Origin of the sequence: Streptomyces sp. NPDC006476 (assembly GCF_040612015.1) — a bacterium.
Taxonomy (GTDB): domain Bacteria; phylum Actinomycetota; class Actinomycetes; order Streptomycetales; family Streptomycetaceae; genus Streptomyces; species Streptomyces griseorubiginosus_B.
Genome location: NZ_JBEXPK010000008.1, coordinates 184406 through 201046 on the forward strand (window position 1 = coordinate 184406; position 16641 = coordinate 201046).

Sequence of the window (16641 nt, forward strand, 5' to 3'; positions counted from 1 at the left end):
GGGAGCAGCGAGGCGGACATGACCTCTGCGGCACACACACCCCTCGGAGGGCGGTTGAACACCCTGGTCATCGACGGCCGTGTGGTGGAGGGGCACGCCGTGCTCACTCCGCGCGGCGAGCTAGTCAGGGGCTGTGCGGACACCCTGGCCAGGAAACTGGATGAACTCCCGGACCGGGTCAGCGCGGTCGATCTGGACATGAAGGACGTCGTCTTCATGGACACGGCGGGGCTGCAGTTCCTCGACCTGCTCGACGCCTACGGCCGGCGGCACCGCGTCCCGGTGCGGGCCACGCACTGGAACGGGCAGCCGCGCCGGATCCTGGAGCTGGTCGGGCTGGACACCGAGGACCCGCTGCGGCACGCGTCCGACCGGACGGCGGGGCCGCGCACCACCTCCGCGGTCGCCCTGGAGCGCGCCGAGCAGCTGGACGAACTGCGGGTGGAGATCGAGCAGTTGCGGCAGGCGATCGTCTCCCGCCCGGTCATCGACCAGGCGCGCGGCGTGCTGATGGCCACGCATGGCTGCACATCGGAACAGGCCTGGGACATCCTGCAGGAGGCCTCCCAGCACTCCAACATCAAGCTGCGCGCGGTCGCCGCCGCGGTCGTGGCCGTGGCGGAGTCCAAGGGCCCGCCGCCCCCGGAGGAGGTGCGCCGAGCCCTTCGTACGGCGATCTCGCGCCGTCTGCACGGCAGTTCATGACGGCCGTCAGTACGGCAGGATCCGGCCCGACGGGGTCCTGCGGTCGATGGTCGTGTCGCGGGGCGTGCTGGGGCGGCGGTTGACGCGGACGCGGATCTGGCGGTTCATGACGCCTCCTCGGGCCTGGGAAGTCCCTCCGGCTGACGTGAACCAGCCTGGTCCCCGCGCCTTCCCGGCACATCGTGCCCACGAAGTCACCTGTCCTAACTCCCCGGCAGGAGACGGGGCATGACCCGCTACTCCCCGGGGAGGAGGGCGACCCCGAGACAACCCGGCCCGTTGAGGATCGTTTCCGACCGACAAGGCCCCATCTCACCCCTCACGAAAACGGAACGGAGCGGAGCGGAGCGGAGGGTGACCAGCCCACACGACCTCCGCGAAACGGCCGGTCCGGACTGCCCCCGAGTGACCGACCCCGAGAACTCGGTGACCTTCCGGCTCCATCTCGAAAGGCCCCATCCCGAAAGGCCCCCGCCCCCGAAAGGCCCCCACCGCACCATCCCCCACACCGCCCCCGAAGGCGCACACTGGAGGCCCACCCGGAGGGCCCACCCGGAGGGCGCCATGTGCACACCCCGTCTGTCCCTACGGCTCCCGCGCCTCCTGCAGTTTCCCCGCCGTCCCACCCCACCCCGGCCGCCCCGCCCGGCCCAGCTACGGGCCCTGGTCGCCGTCCTGGACGAGGCGGTGGCAGCGCAGTCGCCGGCCGACGCGGCGGTGGCCGCCTGCGGCGAACCGGGTCCCGTCTCCTGCCTCACGGCCCGCGCCTGCGGCCGCCAGAGCATCGCCCTGCACCGTCTGCGCACCCGCCTGCAGGATCTCCGCCTCACCGACCCGGACCTGGCCCTGGCCCAGGACCGGGCCGCACGTCTGCTGGCCTACGACCTGTGGATGCTGCGCGAGTCCCTGAACCTGGCCTTCACGGTCCACCCCGACCCCCGTACCGAGGCCGCGCGGCTGCGCCTGAACGGCCTCGGCCGCCACGCCGACGACCTGCGTCGCCTGCGTGACGGCCTGCGCGACGGTCTGCGCGCCGAGGTCAGCTGAGGCCGAGCGAGGACAACGCGGTGGTCCAGTCGCTCGCGATGGCCGCACGCGCGTCGTCGAGATCCACCGTGCCGTTGCAGACGGCCTTCTTCATCTTGTTCTCCACGGAGTCCTTGCTCGCGGCTGTCTCGTCGCCGTAGCGGGGCTCGGGCCAGAGGTTCTGCTCGCTCTTGGGCGCGCCGCCGAGTTCGAGCGGCACGAGGTGGTCCTCCTCGTAGTCGGACGTACTGGTGTCGTCGTAGCCGTACTCGGCTATCTGCTTGACCATGAGCGCGTTGGTGTACGAGGTCGACGGCCGTACGGTGGCGGTCCAGCCGGACACGCAGATCGTGGAGTCGATGGTGGCCTGGGTGACGTCGGGGTTGTAGGCGCCGGGCTGGCAGGTCGGGTCCGGCAGCGGCAGATAGTCCTGCGAGCAACTGGCGGCGTGGGCGGCCGAGCCGGTGCTGAGGATCAGTCCGGCGACGCCGAGGCTGAGGGACGTGGTCATGGCGGTGAGGCGGCGCGTGGGACGCATGGGGGTCTCCCGCGATCGGCCCGGGTTGTCCGGGCGGTCGTGGGCATGACAGCACCCTGAGGGTCTATGCGGGTAGAACCGTTGGCCAAAGAATCAACTACCTCGCCCAAGCCTTACCGCGCCATGGCCCTCGATTGCCCAATACCTGGGAACCCCTTGGGCGTTGGGCAACCCGCTGGAAACCAGCCCGCCCAGGAGCTCGCACGGTCGGCCCGGCGGGACCGACCGGCCTACGGAGAGGTGGTCAGCGTGCTCGGCGCGCCCGCGGGCGGCGTGCTGGAGGTCGACGTGGCCGGGGCCGGCGGCGAGGCCTCACCGGAGTCGGCCTGGGCGACGACGACTCCGATCACCGCCGCGGTCACGGCCGTCAGCGTGATCAACCACCAAATCCCGATCGGTTTCGCGTGAGCGGCCATGGCACCCTCCTTCGACGCGAGCGTAGGCGCGTCGGCGAGCTCTGGCCCGCCTTTTCCCAACACTCGACAACCGCACCACCCCACCGCCGCCCCGGCCGCCGCCCCCACCCGGCCGGATACGCCGTTGATCGACATGTCCTCAGCGCCTAGGTTCCAACGTCATGACGAACGTACGCATCGGCGTGATGTACGACCGCGACTGGGCCCCGGAGGACCTGCCCGGCTTCGCCCGGCGGGCCGAGGAACTCGGTGTGGACGACCTGTGGGTGGTGGAGGACCTCGGCTGGAACGGCGGGGTGTCGGCGGCGGCCGTGGCGCTGGCGGCGACGGAACGCGTCCGGGTGGGCATCGGCATCGCCCCCGCGCCGCTGCGCAGCCCGGCGCTGCTGGCCATGGAACTGGCCACCCTGGCCCGGGTGTTCCCCGGCCGGCTGGTGGCGGGGATCGGTCACGGCGTCCCGGAGTGGATGGCCCAGGCGGGCGTCGCCCCTCGCTCCCCGCTGGCCCTGCTGGAGGAGACGATCACGTCGGTACGGACCCTGCTGCGAGGCGAGCGCCTGAATCTGGCGGGCCGGGAAGTCCACTTGAACGAGATCCAACTGGTCCATCCGCCGGCCGAGGTCCCGCCGGTCGTCGCCGGCGTCGTACGCCCCCGCTCCCTCGAACTCTCCGGCCGGGTCGCGGACGGCACGGTGATCACCGAGGGCCACGGTCCCGCCGACCTGGCGAACGCCCGCGCGCTCGTCTCGAAGGGCGGCGCGCCATCCGACCACACTCTTACGGTCCTCGCCTTCGCGGCCGTCGGTGACGACCCCGACGAGGTGGCCGGCGCCCTGCGTCCCCACGTCGAGGGCCACGCCGCCTGGCTCGGCCGCCCGCAGGAGGAGGTCTTCACGGTCTCGGGCCCGGCCCCCCAGGCCGCGTCCCGCATCCACGACCTGGCGACGGCCGGCGCGAACACGGTCGTCCTGCGCATCGCGGGCGCGGAGCCCCTACGTCAACTGGAAGCCATACTGACCCACCGCTGACCGGGCCCGCCGCCCCGCGGCAAGAAAAGGAGGGGGCCGGAGCTCTCGCTCCGGCCCCTTTGCCGTCGTATTCGCTACTTGCGCGTCGCCGCCGTGGGCCTGGGCTCCGTGCCCTCCGCGCGGAGCGGGCTGCGGTCCGGGCGGGGCTTGGGGGTGCCGCCCTGGGCCGTGGTCGTCTTCTTCTTGGGCTGGGGGGTGACGTCCTGCGGGAAGGTCAGCTGGTCGTTCATCCAGGTCAGGGTGGCGGGCATCTCCCGTACCCAGGTGGGGAAGTTGTGGCTGCCGTTGTCCGGGAGGATCGAGGCCACCCGCATGGGCGCCTTGACGGCCTTGATGAAGGCCTGGGTCTGCGTGTAGCCCTTCTCACCGTGCTTGCTGGTGGCGACCAGGACCGAGACCTGGGGCGCCGGCAGGTGCTTCAGCCGCCACATCAGGTCGTGGCCGTTGACCCGGGCCTGACGGCCCAGACCGCTGCCGAAGAGGTTGCCGGTGGTGGGGTCGTCCTTGACCCGGTAGTCGGGCGACAGGGCCGCGGCCGTGGTGTAGACGTGCGGATCGCGCATCGCGAGCTGGAGGGCGCAGCTGGCACCCGAGGAGTAGCCCATGACGCCCCAGGCGCTGGCGTAGTGACCGGCCCGGTAGACGGACTTGATGGCCTCGGGGAGGTCCTTCGCCAGGAACGTCTCGGTCTGCGGTCCGCCGGGGACGTTCACGCACTCGGTGTCGCGGGGCGGGGCGATGGTGGGCCGGATCATCACCACGATCGTCGGCTGCATCTGGCCCTTGCTCTGCAGGTCCGCGGCGGTCTGCGGGACCCGCAGGTGCTGCGCGAGGTTGAAGATGGAACCCGGGTAGCCGCTGAGCGCGACGATCACCGGGAAGCGCTGGCGGTGGTACGCCTTCTGGAAGTACTGCGGCGGCAGATAGACGAAGGCCGGGTCGACCACACCGGTGCGCTTGCCGATGATCTTGACCGACTCCACCCGCCCGACGGACGCGGCCGGGCCGTTGGGCAGTCCGCTGACCCGGCTGAGCTGGTCGTTCCCGGCGGGCTGCACGAGCGAGCCGTGGACACTGCTTATGCCGTTCACCGCCCCGTCACCGTTCTGGTCGGCCGCCTGCGTCACACCGACGGGAGCGGTGTCGACGTGGCCGAACAGCTCGCCCCAGGAGCCGAAGAACTGGTACGACGAGTTCACCGCGCAGGCGAACGCCGCGACGATGGTCACCTGCGTCACCCCGATGGCGCCCAGCCGGCCCAGCACATGCCACAGTCCCGGCTTCGCGAACCGTGGCCACAGCCAGACCAGCAGCGCCACACAGAGGGCGGCCAGCGCCACCATCGCGTATACGGTCGTTTGACTGGTCAAACCCATGTCACTCAGTCCCTGACTTCCTGCCCGTGCACAGTTCCTACGCACAGAAGGAGGGCAGAAGAGCCTTCCGCGTTCCGTAACGAGAGTTTTAGGCGTAAGACATGGCCTGTTCCGCTATGTCATACAGGGAATCCCGCCCCCACGAGTGACGAAGGTCATGGGGACCGCACGCACCGCTGCTCAGTGCCACGCCTCCGAGAGGCGTACGAAGGTGTGGCCCGATGCCAGCAGGCGGGGGACGGCGGATGCGATGCCGCGGGCCGTGCCGCCCTCAGGGTGGTTCATGTGGCAGATGACGACGGAGCCGGCCGGGGCCGAGCCGACGGTCGTGCTGACCTGTTCGGGGCTGAAGGTGGCGCCCGCGTCGCCGTTGACGGAGAAGCCGGCGAACCGTTCGCCGAGCGCGGTGACGATGCCGGCCGCCACGTCGTCGCAGTACGCGGTGCCGGAGCGGAAGAAACGCGGTGGGCTGCCCAGCAGCCGGGTCAGCTCCGCCCGGTTTCCGGCGACCTCGTCGTAGACCTCGGCGGCGCTGCGGGTGCCGGGGATGCCGTAGGCGGAGCGGCCGGTCACGGAGAGGGGGAGGTGACGGGTGCCGTGGTTGGCGATCTCGAAGAGCGGCTCGGCGGCGAGGCGGCGGAAGACGGCCGGGTTGGCGTCGATCCAGCGGGAGTTGAGGAACAGCGTCGCCGGTATCTCGCGCCTGCGCAGAAAGTCGATCAGGGCACGGTCGTAGCCGCTGCCGCCCCGGCCTCCGCAGGCGTCGAAGGTCAGCGCGATGGCCTTCTGGCCGACGGGGAGCCGATGCAGTACGCCCGGTGCGTCGAAGCCCCACGTGCGGGGCACGGCGTGACCGTAACGCGCGACGATCTCGGCCCGGGTGACGGCGGGAAGGCGAGCCGGCCTGACCGTCACGGTGGGCGAGGGGGCGGCGGAGGAGTCCGCCGTGGGGGGAGCGGGAGTGGGGGAGAGAGAGGAGGCGGAGGGGGTCGTCGCCGCTGCCGGTCCGGTGGGCTTCCCCGGCGCCCCGCAGGCGGTCAACGCTCCCCCCGCCAAGGCCGCCAGCACCAGCCGCCGAGTCGTACTCATCCACTCCCCCACCTGCCGAAACGTCCGTCGGCCATGCTAAGCAGCGCGCTCCCCGCCCCCGACCGCACACCGGACAAGCCTTCCCCAACAATCCTTTGTTGATCATTTGCCGCACCCGACCGAACCATCCCGGCCGAGCAGCTCCCGGCGCGACACCGGGCGGGCTGGAACCTCCATGGCGGTGCACCTCTCAGCTGAGCAAGCCGAACACAAACGAACAGCACGGCTGGGGCGGGAGGTCAACAGTTCCGCACGGGAAAAGCGCCAATACGGCATACCCGCCCACCCATTCCTTCATGAACAAACAAAGTCGATCGCACGCTTCTTGACGTCCCGGTGGACAGGCGGCTCTCATGGCCCACTGAACGCCGACGGCATGACGTCGGGACCTCGAAGGAGAGGCGGAACCATGCCCGATCGAGCCCCCCAAGACTGACCCCCGCGCGAGCGGTGGCGGACGGCCTGCGCCGCGTTCCTCGCCCTGCTCGCGGGCCTCGCGCCACTGCTGCTGCCCGCCACGCCCGCCAATGCCGCCACCGTCTCCTTCACCCTGGGCGCGACCAGGACCGACCAGAACGGCAACACCCTCCAGCTGCACGGGCTGGGCATCGTCAAGGTCGGCGGTACCTGGTACGGCTTCGGCGAGGACAAGACGGGCGAGACCTCGTCGGACACGTCCTTCCAGGACATCCCCTGCTACACGTCCACCGATCTGGCCACCTGGACGTACCAGGGCGTGGCCCTGGCCAAGCAGGCGAGCGGCGACCTGGGCCCGAGCCGGGTCGTGGAGCGGCCGAAGGTCATCTACAACGCGTCGACCAGCACGTACGTGATGTACATGCACATCGACAGCACCAACTACGGCGACGCGCGGGTCGGCGTGGCCACCAGCAGCACCCCCTGCGGGCCCTACAGCTACCGCGGCAGCTTCCGCCCGATGGGCAACCTCAGCCGGGACATGAACCTCTTCCAGGACACCGACGGCACCGCCTATCTGCTGAGCGAGGACCGCAACAACGGCCTGCACATCTACCGGCTCTCCGCCGACTACCTCTCCGTCGACAGCGCGGTGGCCGTGCTGGGCGGCAGCGGCTCGGCCAGCTACGAGGCGCCCGCGATGGTGAAGAGCAACGGCGTCTACTACCTGCTCGCCTCCCATCTGACCGGCTGGAGCGCCAACGACAACGTCTACACCACCGCCACCTCGCTGAGCGGACCATGGGCGCCGATGCGCGACTTCGCGGCGCCCGGCACCCACACCTACAACAGCCAGACGGCCAACATCATCACCGTGCAGGGGAGTTCCGGCACCACCTACCTCTACGCCGGTGACCGGTGGACCACCGGTGATCTCGGCAACTCCCCGCTGATCTGGCTGCCGTTGACCATCCGGGGCACCGTGGTCAACCTCGGCCAGTACCCGAACTGGTCCCTCGACACCGCCGCCGGCACCTGGACGCCCGACTCCGGTGTGCCCACCAACGCGGTGCACACCCTCACCAATGCGGGCAGCTCGATGCTGATGGACGTCTCGGGCGGGTCGACGGCGAACGGTGCCAAGGTCATCCAGTGGCAGTCCAACGGTGGCGACAACCAGAAGTGGACGCTGAACCGGGTGGCGGACAACGTCTACACGCTCAAGAGCGTGAAGAGCGGCCTGTGTCTGGACGTACCGAGCAAGTCCACCGCGGAGAACGTCCAGTTGCAGCAGTGGACCTGTAACGGCGGTGCCAACCAGCAGTTCGCCGCCGATCTGGTCGGCAGCCTCACCGGCACCAAGTTCATGCTGGTCAACGTGGGCAGCGGGCTGAACATCGGGGTTGACTCCTCCTCCACCACCGCGGGCGCCGGCGTCGTCCAGCTGACCGGCACCGGTGCCACCGGTCAGCAGTGGACGCTGTGAGCGGCCGCCGGTACGTCACCTGACGTCGACGAAGTCCCCCGCCGTCTTCGCCGGTCCGGTCGTGGCCGTGCCGGCGAAGACGAAGCGGAAGTAGCCGTCCCTGGTGGCCTTGGTGGTGGTTTTCAGCGAGCCGCCGCTGCCGCTGGTGACGGTCTTGAGGGTGGTGTAGGTGTCGCTGTCCTTCTTGCGGAACTGCAGCAGCACCGGCCGCCCCTGGTAGCCGGTGTACTTCCCGCTCCCCCAGTCGGCGCGGGTCAGCTTGCCGGTGACGGTGATGGTCCGGCCCTTCTTCACCGGCTCGGGCGAGGCGTTGACCGTCAGCGTTGCGTACCGCTTGAACTGCGCCGTGCCGGCGACGTCGGCGTCCGTCCAGTCGTCGGTGGTGTCCTGTGCCTCGGCGAGCACCTTCCAGGTGCCGGCGAGGCCGTTGTGGCGGAAGTCCCGCTTCGCGTCCACCCCGAAGCTCACGGTGCAGTCGGAGGTGGTGGGGTCGGTGGCCGAGACCGTGCAGGTGCCCGGCGGCGGATACAGGGGCAGGTGGCCGTCGGCGTCGTCGGTGTTGGGACCGTGCCACAGGTAGGCCCAGGTCTTCGCGACGCCGTCCGGGTCCGTGGCCCTCCAGGTGATGGTGACGGTCCGCTTGGTGGTCAGGCCGAGCACGATGTCCTTGCCGCCGTTGACGACGACGTCCGAGAAGGTGGTGTCACTGGGGGCGGCCCGGTCCGCCGCGTGGGCGGCTGCGGGAACCACCGACGCGGACAGGGCGGTGGCGAGGGACACGGCGGCGAGGGCCGGGCGGATACGCATGGCTTTCCCCTTCGGGATCGGAGGACTCGCCCGTCTCCCCATGGCGAGACCTGATGATGCGTCACGCGTGTTGGACACTCTCGGGCCCGTGGTGGTTGTCCCGAGGTTGCCGGCAGTTCTTCGAAAGAAAAGGCGGTGTTCGCGTCCGCCGGGCCGGGGTCGGCAGGTCGGACGCGGACACCGCCGCGGACGGGTCGGTCAGAAGGCCGCGAGTCCGTTCGGGGTTCCGTTGCCGGTGGGGGCGTCGTAGCCCGGTACCGCGGTGCAGATGTAGTCGCCCTCGCAGTTGCCGTTCGAGCCGTCGGTGACGTCGTTGAGGCTCGCCGCCGGGGCGGAGTAGAGGCGGGAGGCGTCCGCGTAGGCGCCGGGGTGGCCCGCGAGCGCGATCACGCCGGCCACGTACGGTGCGGAGGCGCTGGTGCCGCCGACGATCGTCCAGCCGCCGCTGCCGCGCGGCACGGAGGTGACGTAGACCGCGAGTCCGGTGTCGGGGTCGGCGACGGCGGAGACGTCCGCGATCGTGCGGCCGGGGCAGTCGGTGTCCTGCTGCCAGGCCGGTTTGTCCACCCAGGCCGAGCAGCCGCTGCCCGACCCGGACCAGGCGGTCTCCTGCCAACCCCGGTCGTTGTCGGCGCGGTTGAGCGAGGTGCCGCCCACCGCGACCACGCCGGAGTACGCCGCCGGGAAGCTCGGGACGGTGTAGCCGGAGTCGCCGGAGGAGGCGACCACCGCCACGCCGGGGTGGCTGTAGTCCTTCGCGAAGGCGGTCGTGCCGTGGTTCTCGGTGCCGCCGTAGCTGTTGGACACCTCGGTGGCGCCCAGGGCGACGGAGGTGTCCACCGCTGCGGCCAGGTCACCGATGGTGGGTTGGTCGGCCTCGACCAGCAGGATGCGGCAGCGGGGGCAGGCGGCGGAGGCCATCTCCAGGTCGAGCGCCGTCTCGGTGGCCCAGCCGCTGACCGCGCCGGACGCCGGCAGGGGCCCGGTGTCACCGCGCTGGTTGACCTTGCGGAAGCAGCCGTTGTCCGTGGTGCACGGGGGCAGTCCGTAGGTCGCGCGGTAGACGGCGAGGTCGGCCTCCGCGGTCGGGTCGTCGTAGGCGTCGACCAGGGCGATGGTCTGGTCCTCGCCGCCGGTCGCGGGCAGCCGGTAGGCGGCGCGCAGGTCGGCCGGGCCGTAGCCGTCGGGGAGCCGGGTGTCCGCGGTGGTCGCGCCGGCGCGGAGCCTGGCGGCCGCGGCCGGTCCGCGTACGCCCAGGCCGCCGTGGACGTCGGTGCGGACCAGGGCGAGGCACCGGGCCTGTCCGGCGGGGGCGGTGGCGCAGGCGTGCTCGACGTTCGGCCGCGCGCTCGCGGTGCCGGCCGCGTGGGCGGTGCCGGCGGCGGGGAGCGCGAGGGCGACGAGCAGGGCGGTCACGGCGGGGCGGGCGGCCCGTATCAGGCGGGTGACGCGTCTGGGGTGGGCTGTCATCCGGGGCTCGTTCTCCTGGTTCTCCCGGTCGGGGGCGGGGGTCGTCATGAGGTGGTGGCCGCGACGGAGTAGGCGTGTGTGATGGTCTCGGTGAGACCGTTGCCGTCGGCGTCGGCGGCGGTGACGCGGAGCGCCGGGCTGCTGCCGCGCGCGGAGGCCGGGTTGGACCAGCGGGCCCGGTAGTGGCCCTTCGACCCGTGCAGGGCGGTCTTCTGCCAGGTCGTGCCGCCGTCGAAGGAGACCTCAACGGTGGCGGAGGTGATCGCCGCCCGCGAACCGGCCCCGCCGAAGGTCACGTGCGAGATGTCCAGGCCCATGCTCTGCGTGGTCCGGTGACTGGTGTTCAGGTCGTCCGCGGCCAGGTCGAAGCGCGCGGTGAGCAGCGGCAGCACCCGGCAGGGCGTGGACGCCGACTGTCCTTCGCAGGTGAACGGGGCCGGCAGCAGGGAGTGGGTGTCGTTCGCCGAGGGCAGCCCGAAGGTCAGCTCGGTGCGGGCGGTGGTGGACTGGCTCAGGGTGCTGTCACCGCTGAAGTCCTGGTCGGCCACCAGGCGGTAGCGGGCGTCGGGCGCGGTCTGACCGTCGACGTAGACCGCCGTGTTGCCGGGCCTGTCGTCCAGCAGGGTGCCGTCCCGGTAGAGCTGGGCGGCGAAGGCGGCCGGCTGCTCGTCGTAGACGCTGGGGCCGCCGTCGTGGTCGGCCTCGCTGTCGGTCGTGGAGAGGTAGGCCAACAGGTTGCCGTCCGCGAGACAGGCCGAGCAGTCCGAGCCGCCGAACGGGCCGCGGGTGTACTGACCCAGTCCCAGGCCGATCGGCCCGCGGGCCCAGTCCTGCGTGTAGGTGCGGCCGGCGGTGAAGGGACGGTCGCCCGAGGTGAAGGCGAGGCTCGTGCCGGGGAAGGACTGCTGGACCCAGACACCGCCGTTGTTGGCGCTCAGGTAGTCGGTCACCCGGGCCGGCATGGTCTGCGGCACCGCCGCCGAGAAGGCGGCCGGGAGCCCGGGGCCGAGTTCACCGCTGGTGATGATGCCGTCCGGGGAGGCCGCGGGGTCGCGGACGTAGCGTTGCCGTACGGCGGCGAGCTGCTTGCCGGTGACCGTGATCCGCTGGTCGGCCGTCACCGCGTCGGAGAGCCGCCCGGCGAGGTCGTAGCGGTAGGGGTCGCCGGTGGCCGGGCCGTGGCCGGACCACTGGGTGAAGTAGGCGACCTTGCCGGTCGTGGCGGCCGGCTGGGGATTGACGTAGACGGGGGTGGTGTCGGTGGTGACCGCCGAGGCGGTGGGAGCCCAGTCGATGGAGCCGTCGGCGACGTCGGTGACGTCGGTACGGCCCCAGGTGGCGGCGGCGTAGTCGGCCGTGGCCGGGCGCGGTGTGGCGGCGGTGACCTGCGCCGTGGCCGTACGGGCGTCCAGGTCCGTGGTGGTCGCGCCGGTCACGTCGAGGTCGGTCAGCGTGACCAGGGACTGCGCGGTGACGTTGCCGGAGGCGTCGAAGTCCACGACCGGCGCGGCCAGGCTGTAGTGACCGGAGGGCACGGCGACCTTCTCGATGCCGTCGTCCACCGGGACGACCACGCTCATCCTGGTGGCGTCGTCGGTGTTGGTCACCAGGACCTGCCCGTTGAACCCGGCGCCGGACCGGTCCTCCGCGGTGATCCGGAGGATGTTCAGCTTGTACTTGGCCGAGGCGCCGCCGCCCGCCGTCGCGTTCTTCGTGCTCGCGCCGGTGCGGCCCACGGAGGTGACTCCCGTGAACAGCGGGGTGCTGCCCGGCCGGTGACCGGCCTTCACGTCGGCGGCGATCCGCTGCTTCAGCAGCCGCGTCAGCTTCCTGCCGGAGGCGGCCGTGGTGTACCCGCGGGCCGAGGTACCACTCGTGGACGTCAGCGTCAGCCCGGTGGGGGTGCTCGGCTTCGCGCCCCGGGCGTAGGACACGGTCACCGGGACGCGGCCGGCCGCCGTCGTCCCCTTGGCCAGCGCGGTCACGTCGAACAGCGAGAGGTCCAACTGCCTGCCGACGTACGGCTGGGCCACGGCGGGGATCACATAGCGGTCCCCGGAACCGTCCTGGAAGGAGAGGAACGAACCGTTGCCGGAGGTGTGCGAGGCCGGGCGCACGGCGAGGACGCTCGGCTGCCCGGACCTCGAGGTGACCGTGACCCGGTCGCCCGTCACCAGCGTGACGGTACGGGTGTCGGAAACCTCCAGGACCGCCTTGCCCGGCGGGGTTTCCTGGGCGGCGAGGGCCGGGGCACCGAGGGTGGCCGCGGCGGTCACCAGGACGCCCAGGGCCAGGGCTCCGGTCGTTGAGAGCCTGCTGGAGGACAGGGTTGATCTGGGGCGGGGCCCCGTCGGTGTGGTCATGGACGCCCAGGCTGGACCAGCCATGTGATCGCGACCGGTTGGGAATATGACCGGACCGCAACAGCCCCGGCTATGTGATCATCGTGTAACAGCGCCGCGATCGGTCGACGGGCGCCGCCGATACTGAGCGCATGCCTCGTGTGCTCCTCGTCGAAGACGATCCCGGCGTCCGCGAAGGGGCCCGGCTGGCCCTGCGCCGCCAGGGGCACGACGTCGCCGCGGCCGCCACCGGGGAGGAGGGGCTGGACCGACTCCGGGCGTTCCGGCCGGACGTCGTGGTGCTCGATCTGATGCTGCCGGGGATGACCGGTCTGGAGGTGTGCCGACGGATCCGCGCCGACAGCCAGGTGCCGATCATCATGGTGACGGCGATGGGCGACGACATGGACATCGTGGTCGGACTCGAAACCGGTGCGGACGACTACGTCGTCAAACCCGTCCAGGCCCGGGTGCTCGAGGCCAGGATCCGCGCCGTACTGCGCCGCCTCGACACGGGACCGGCACCGGACGGTGGTGGCCCGACGATCGAGACGTACGGCGAGCTCCGCATCGACCGGGCCGGGCTCAGCGTCACCTGTGCGGGCGCCGAAGTCCCGCTGGCACCCTCCGAGTTACGGCTGCTGCTGTCCCTGTCCGCCTCCCCCGGCCGCGTGTTCAGTCGCCAGCAACTCCTGGAAGCCGTCTGGGAACACGGCTACCACGGTGACGTCCGGCTGGTGGACGCCTGCGTCAAACGCCTGCGGACCAAGCTGGGCGAACCCCCGCGGCAACCGCGTTACGTCCAGACCGTCCGGGGGTTCGGCTACCGGTTCAACAGTCCCCGGTGACATCTCAGGTGCCGCAGCATACGTCTCTCTGGCGCCGCAGGCCGCGTGGCCTACGGCTCCGTCTCGGACCCGACGGGCGGCATGTCCGCGGGAGCAGCGGCGGCTGCTCCCGGTGAGGCTTCAGGAGGCGATGGTCGTCGCCTGGCCGGTGCCGCTGTTCTGCAGCCACTGCGACCAGGACAGGTTGAAGTCCGCGTAACCGTTGTCGCCGGCCGCCTTGCCGCGGGGAGAGCCGGTGATGGTGATCGGGTCGCCCTGCTTGACGAAGTCGTAGAACCACTTGGCGTCCGACAGCGACAGGTGCACGCAGCCGTGCGAGCCCTCACCGTGGCCCGGATACGGGTCGCCGGTGGAGTAGTGGACGTAGGTGCCGGAGTTGGTGAGGTGAACGTCCCACGGGAGGGTCAGGTCGTAGTAGTTCGGGTCGCCCTTGGTGCAGCTGATGCCGACGCTGCACGAGGTCATGTGGACCTCGGCCTCCTTGTCGATGACCGCCATGGTGCCGTCCCACGAGGGGAACGCCGCGCTGCCCGCATCGATGGGCAGGGTCTTCACGAGCGTGCCGTCGTGCGTGACCCGCATGGTGTGGCCGGTCACCGACACGGTGGCCTCGTTGTCGTCGCCGATGGTGAAGGCGTGGTGGTAACCGTGCGTGCCGTAGCGGCCGTTGCCGTCGGTGACGCCGGTCAGCTCGGCGTCGACGCTGACCGAGGTGCCCGGCTTCCAGTAGGTCTTCGGCCGGAAGTCGACCCGCGTGTCGCTGAACCAGTGCCATGCGCCGATCGTCGGCACCGAGGTCGTGATCTTGAGGGCCTTCTCGATCCCGGCCCGTGCTGAGACGGCGACCGGCTTGCTGAAGACCACGGACACCGGCATCGCCACACCGACGGTGGTGCCGGTGCGCGGGGTGATGGACTCCAGGAGCATCGGCGGCCCGGCCGGCGTGCTCGGCTTGGCGTGGGCACCGGACTTGCCCGTGGCCGCGGCCGCGTTCGCCGAGGCCGCCTTGCCGTTGGACGTGGTCGCCGGGTGGTTTCCGGTACCGCACGCGCTCGTCCCCACGAGCACCACGCCGGTCAGCAGCGCGATCGCGACGGCCGTCCTGCGCCGGCCCGCGGTCACGCGCTTGTTCCCCCACAGCTGTGCATGCCTGCGCAATTCATCGCTCCTTGGATCGTCCCCCATGTCGAACATCTCATCGCACGCGTGCGCCCGATCCATGACCGATTCGTCTTGACCGTGTAACCGTCGTCCCGCTCACCGGGTCAGTGGTGGGGTGAGCGCATCACCCGCTGGATCCGGTCCTCGCGGGCGTGCACCTGCGGCCAGCGGCCGGCTGCCCGTACTGCGGCCACAGTGGCCGCCGTGGCCACCAGGACGACCACGGTGACCAGGACGACCACGGTGAACATCAGCGGTTGGCTCGCTGCGGTTCGGCCGTGGCCAGCGCCCGGAACGCCGCCCACCGCACGCGGGGCCGTGGCAGGCCACGGCGTTCCAGATAGCGTGCGGTGGCCCGATGCGTCCGGCGCAGCACCCGCAGCGCGTCACTGGGGCGCCCGGAACCCATCGGCTCCACCACGGTGCCGGGCACCAGCAGCCAGCCACCGTCGGTGTGCCGCAACTCTCCACGGACGAGGGTGTTCCGCATGGTGTTCAGCCGCTCGTCATGCCGGTGCACCAACAGGGAGGCGGGACCGGCCGTCACGGCGACGTCGGCGGGTACCGTCACCGCGAAACCCGCGTCCGTCGCCACGGGCCGAGTCCGGGCGAGTACGGGTGCTCCCGTCCCGTCGCACGCAGCGAGCACCGCGTCCGGGTAGCGGGCGAGTTGCGCGGCCCCGAGCAGGGGTGACGCGGGGGAACCGGTGACCGGCCCGGTCGCGGGCAAGGAGGCCGACGGAGGACGCACAACGGCCTGCTCCGGGGTGACCGTGATGAGCAGACGCAGGTAGTACCACTCCATCAGCCGTCGGACGCCGGGGGCGAGGTAGGACCGGCTGTGCGGCTGCCGCTCGAAGAGCATCCGCCAGTAGTCCTCGGCGCCTTCCGGCCCCGTCATGATCTCGTCCGGGCAGACGGCCCGGCCGCGGACGAGGATCTGCGGTGCGTGGTCGAGGCCGCTGCCGGTGGGGTCGGACCAGAGCAGGGCCACCCGCCCGTCCCGGCGTATGTTCAGCGCCTTCTGCGCGAAGGCCAGGGACGTGGTCAGCAGCAGCGTGCCGTCGGGCCGACGTCTGACCGCGGCGGGCCAGGCCACCGGTGCGCCGTCCCGGCCGAGCGTGACGAACTCGCAGGTCCGGTAGGCGTCCAGGACGTCGAGGGGGACGGAGTCGAGGACGGTCACCGGCCCGCCTCCTCGGGCAGCGCGCCGCGCAGGGCACGGCAGGACGCGACGTACTGCCGTCGGCCGACGGTCTTCCACAGCAGACGGCCGAGGAAGGGGGCCTTGCCGAGGAAGTAGGCGCGCTCCTCGGGCGTCGCGTCCTCGAGGATCGCGCCGACGGCCGTCATCACCTTGTTCCTGGGCAGCTCCTCCAGCCCCCGTCGGCCCAGCACGTCCCACTCGGCGACGGTCAGGTGGGTGGCGACCAGCGGCAGCACCAACCGCTCCTCGTCGTCGAGGTGTTCGAGCAGCGCGGTGCGATGCTCGGTCAGGGCCAGGGCCAGTTCCTCCCGGGCCATGGGGTCGGCATCCCGCAGCCACACGGGCAGCCACTCGGCCACGATCGTGAGGCTCCGGTCGATGCGCTGGTGCTGTTGCTCCATCCGGTCGACCAAGTCACCGTCCGCGCCCCGGGCGTGCAGCAGTGGCCACACCAACTCGTCCTCCAGGGAGTGGTGATGGTGCAGCCCCATGACGTAGTCGTCCAGGTGGGTCGCGATCCGTGCCGCGCGGGTGGTGTCGCCGTCCGGCACCGCCCGTACCAGTCGGGGCGCGAGCGCCGACTCTCGCCGGAAGACGCGGTGGACGACCACCATCTCGTGGGTGTAGGGCCGTTGGCCGGAAGGGGAGGGAAATGCCGTACTGCGGGACACGCCTGCTTGCTCCAACATCGAGGGCCGTCAGATCCCGCCCACGGTCGCCCGACC

At 71.3% G+C, this 16641-nt stretch carries 16 protein-coding genes; 6 read left to right on the plus strand and 10 right to left on the minus strand.

Features of this window, described 5'->3' with window-relative positions; genetic code table 11:
• Positions 1 to 18 precede the first annotated feature (18 nt).
• Both ABZZ74_RS11745 and ABZZ74_RS11750 read left to right on the plus strand, forming a co-directional pair.
• Complete coding sequence (locus ABZZ74_RS11745) at positions 19 to 705, plus strand: ANTAR domain-containing protein (RefSeq protein WP_356763624.1); 687 nt, start codon at positions 19 to 21, stop codon at positions 703 to 705.
• Positions 706 to 1269: 564 nt separating this feature from the next.
• Positions 1270 to 1752: a hypothetical protein gene (locus ABZZ74_RS11750; protein ID WP_356763626.1), complete on the plus strand. Its 483-nt coding sequence runs from the start codon at positions 1270 to 1272 to the stop codon at positions 1750 to 1752.
• Here the strand turns inward: ABZZ74_RS11750 and ABZZ74_RS11755 are convergent.
• On the minus strand, positions 1745 to 2269 hold the full coding sequence (locus tag ABZZ74_RS11755; protein WP_356763628.1) for a hypothetical protein: 525 nt from the start codon (positions 2267 to 2269) through the stop codon (positions 1745 to 1747). The two genes, ABZZ74_RS11750 and ABZZ74_RS11755, sit on opposite strands and share 8 nt — an antisense overlap.
• A gap of 249 nt (positions 2270 to 2518) precedes the next feature.
• Here ABZZ74_RS11755 and ABZZ74_RS11760 point away from each other — a divergent pair, with 249 nt between their 5' ends.
• A complete protein-coding gene (locus ABZZ74_RS11760) occupies positions 2519 to 2677 on the plus strand; it encodes a hypothetical protein (RefSeq protein ID WP_356763630.1) in 159 nt (52 codons plus the stop codon).
• Positions 2678 to 2846: 169 nt separating this feature from the next.
• The gene (locus tag ABZZ74_RS11765; protein ID WP_356763632.1) at positions 2847 to 3713 is read left to right on the plus strand and encodes an LLM class flavin-dependent oxidoreductase; all 867 of its coding nucleotides are present in this window, start codon (positions 2847 to 2849) and stop codon (positions 3711 to 3713) included.
• Between the two features lie 74 nt (positions 3714 to 3787).
• Here the strand turns inward: ABZZ74_RS11765 and ABZZ74_RS11770 are convergent, their stop codons facing one another.
• Together ABZZ74_RS11770 and ABZZ74_RS11775 are read right to left on the minus strand one after the other, a co-directional pair.
• Positions 3788 to 5089 (minus strand): alpha/beta hydrolase-fold protein, encoded by a 1302-nt coding sequence (locus ABZZ74_RS11770; RefSeq protein ID WP_356763634.1) that lies wholly within the window; start codon positions 5087 to 5089, stop codon positions 3788 to 3790.
• A 180-nt stretch (positions 5090 to 5269) separates the two neighbouring features.
• Positions 5270 to 6178, minus strand: coding sequence for a polysaccharide deacetylase family protein (locus ABZZ74_RS11775; RefSeq protein ID WP_356763636.1), 909 nt, complete (start codon positions 6176 to 6178; stop codon positions 5270 to 5272).
• Positions 6179 to 6785: 607 nt separating this feature from the next.
• Here ABZZ74_RS11775 and ABZZ74_RS11780 point away from each other — a divergent pair.
• Complete coding sequence (locus tag ABZZ74_RS11780; RefSeq protein WP_356763750.1) at positions 6786 to 8081, plus strand: RICIN domain-containing protein; 1296 nt, start codon at positions 6786 to 6788, stop codon at positions 8079 to 8081.
• Between the two features lie 15 nt (positions 8082 to 8096).
• Here the strand turns inward: ABZZ74_RS11780 and ABZZ74_RS11785 are convergent, their stop codons facing one another.
• The 3 genes from ABZZ74_RS11785 to ABZZ74_RS11795 all read right to left on the minus strand — a co-directional run bounded on the left by ABZZ74_RS11785 (position 8097) and on the right by ABZZ74_RS11795 (position 12721).
• Positions 8097 to 8888: a hypothetical protein gene (locus ABZZ74_RS11785; protein ID WP_356763638.1), complete on the minus strand. Its 792-nt coding sequence runs from the start codon at positions 8886 to 8888 to the stop codon at positions 8097 to 8099.
• Between the two features lie 198 nt (positions 8889 to 9086).
• Complete coding sequence (locus ABZZ74_RS11790) at positions 9087 to 10406, minus strand: S53 family peptidase (protein ID WP_356763640.1); 1320 nt, start codon at positions 10404 to 10406, stop codon at positions 9087 to 9089.
• A complete protein-coding gene (locus tag ABZZ74_RS11795; protein WP_356763642.1) occupies positions 10403 to 12721 on the minus strand; it encodes a hypothetical protein in 2319 nt (772 codons plus the stop codon). The genes ABZZ74_RS11790 and ABZZ74_RS11795 overlap by 4 nt, the downstream gene beginning before the upstream one ends.
• Before the next feature lie 131 nt (positions 12722 to 12852).
• On the opposite strand from ABZZ74_RS11795, the gene ABZZ74_RS11800 reads away from it, so the two are divergent.
• Positions 12853 to 13548, plus strand: a complete 696-nt coding sequence (locus tag ABZZ74_RS11800) for a response regulator transcription factor (protein ID WP_356763644.1) — start codon at positions 12853 to 12855, stop codon at positions 13546 to 13548.
• 120 nt (positions 13549 to 13668) lie between these two features.
• Here the strand turns inward: ABZZ74_RS11800 and ABZZ74_RS11805 are convergent, their stop codons facing one another.
• The 4 genes from ABZZ74_RS11805 to ABZZ74_RS11820 form a co-directional block, all read right to left on the minus strand.
• Entirely contained in the window at positions 13669 to 14706 is a 1038-nt protein-coding gene (locus ABZZ74_RS11805) for a L,D-transpeptidase (protein WP_356763646.1), read from the minus strand.
• A gap of 107 nt (positions 14707 to 14813) precedes the next feature.
• Entirely contained in the window at positions 14814 to 14960 is a 147-nt protein-coding gene (locus ABZZ74_RS11810) for a hypothetical protein (RefSeq protein ID WP_356763648.1), read from the minus strand.
• The gene (locus tag ABZZ74_RS11815; protein ID WP_356763650.1) at positions 14960 to 15895 is read right to left on the minus strand and encodes a pyridoxamine 5'-phosphate oxidase family protein; all 936 of its coding nucleotides are present in this window, start codon (positions 15893 to 15895) and stop codon (positions 14960 to 14962) included. Before ABZZ74_RS11815 ends, ABZZ74_RS11810 begins: the two co-directional genes overlap by 1 nt.
• Positions 15892 to 16587 (minus strand): hemerythrin domain-containing protein, encoded by a 696-nt coding sequence (locus ABZZ74_RS11820; RefSeq protein ID WP_356763652.1) that lies wholly within the window; start codon positions 16585 to 16587, stop codon positions 15892 to 15894. Before ABZZ74_RS11820 ends, ABZZ74_RS11815 begins: the two co-directional genes overlap by 4 nt.
• Positions 16588 to 16641: the final 54 nt, after the last annotated feature.

What these genes read in the sequence shown, in the direction of transcription:
- ABZZ74_RS11745 (WP_356763624.1), top strand. Translation starts at nt 19, where the DNA reads ATGACCTCTGCGGCACACACACCCCTCGGAGGGCGGTTGAACACCCTG.
- ABZZ74_RS11750 (WP_356763626.1), top strand. Translation starts at nt 1,270, where the DNA reads ATGTGCACACCCCGTCTGTCCCTACGGCTCCCGCGCCTCCTGCAGTTT.
- ABZZ74_RS11755 (WP_356763628.1), bottom strand. Translation starts at nt 2,269, where the DNA reads ATGCGTCCCACGCGCCGCCTCACCGCCATGACCACGTCCCTCAGCCTC.
- ABZZ74_RS11765 (WP_356763632.1), top strand. Translation starts at nt 2,847, where the DNA reads ATGACGAACGTACGCATCGGCGTGATGTACGACCGCGACTGGGCCCCG.
- ABZZ74_RS11770 (WP_356763634.1), bottom strand. Translation starts at nt 5,089, where the DNA reads ATGGGTTTGACCAGTCAAACGACCGTATACGCGATGGTGGCGCTGGCC.
- ABZZ74_RS11775 (WP_356763636.1), bottom strand. Translation starts at nt 6,178, where the DNA reads ATGAGTACGACTCGGCGGCTGGTGCTGGCGGCCTTGGCGGGGGGAGCG.
- ABZZ74_RS11785 (WP_356763638.1), bottom strand. Translation starts at nt 8,888, where the DNA reads ATGCGTATCCGCCCGGCCCTCGCCGCCGTGTCCCTCGCCACCGCCCTG.
- ABZZ74_RS11790 (WP_356763640.1), bottom strand. Translation starts at nt 10,406, where the DNA reads ATGACGACCCCCGCCCCCGACCGGGAGAACCAGGAGAACGAGCCCCGG.
- ABZZ74_RS11795 (WP_356763642.1), bottom strand. Translation starts at nt 12,721, where the DNA reads ATGACCACACCGACGGGGCCCCGCCCCAGATCAACCCTGTCCTCCAGC.
- ABZZ74_RS11800 (WP_356763644.1), top strand. Translation starts at nt 12,853, where the DNA reads ATGCCTCGTGTGCTCCTCGTCGAAGACGATCCCGGCGTCCGCGAAGGG.
- ABZZ74_RS11810 (WP_356763648.1), bottom strand. Translation starts at nt 14,960, where the DNA reads ATGTTCACCGTGGTCGTCCTGGTCACCGTGGTCGTCCTGGTGGCCACG.